Origin of the sequence: Gilvimarinus gilvus (assembly GCF_030518155.1) — a bacterium.
Lineage (GTDB): Bacteria > Pseudomonadota > Gammaproteobacteria > Pseudomonadales > Cellvibrionaceae > Gilvimarinus > Gilvimarinus gilvus.
In genome coordinates, this window is the sequence record NZ_JAULRU010000472.1 from 1 (window position 1) to 367 (window position 367).

Below are 367 nucleotides of genomic sequence, written 5' to 3' on the forward strand. Positions count from 1 at the left end.
GCTTCAGCTTGCGCGCTGAACAGCGCCCGCCGCTCAGCAGCGTCTTCAGCTCGTCGCGCTCGCCTTGGGTCAATTCGACCCGGTACTTTACATTCATCGCCGACCCCCATGCTTGAGGGCACGACAGATGAATCAGATCCAGGGGGCCTGTCTGCCTCCTTCCGCTCCGCGCTTCACTGAAAGGCAGGGCCAATACCTGGCCTTCATTCACGCCTACACGCTGGTGCTCGGACGGCCGCCGGCAGAAGCCGATCTGCAGCGCCATTTTAAGGTCACTGCACCATCCGTCCACCAGATGGTCCTCGCGCTGGAAAAGGCCGGCTTGATCCGACGACAACCAGGCACCGCACGCAGCATCCACGTTCTC

At 62.1% G+C, this 367-nt stretch carries 1 protein-coding gene; it reads left to right on the forward strand.

The window, feature by feature from the left end; translation table 11 throughout:
- Positions 1-127 precede the first annotated feature (127 nt).
- The coding region (locus QWI17_RS08940; RefSeq protein WP_302722169.1) for a LexA family protein at positions 128-367 on the forward strand (240 nt) is incomplete at its 3' end.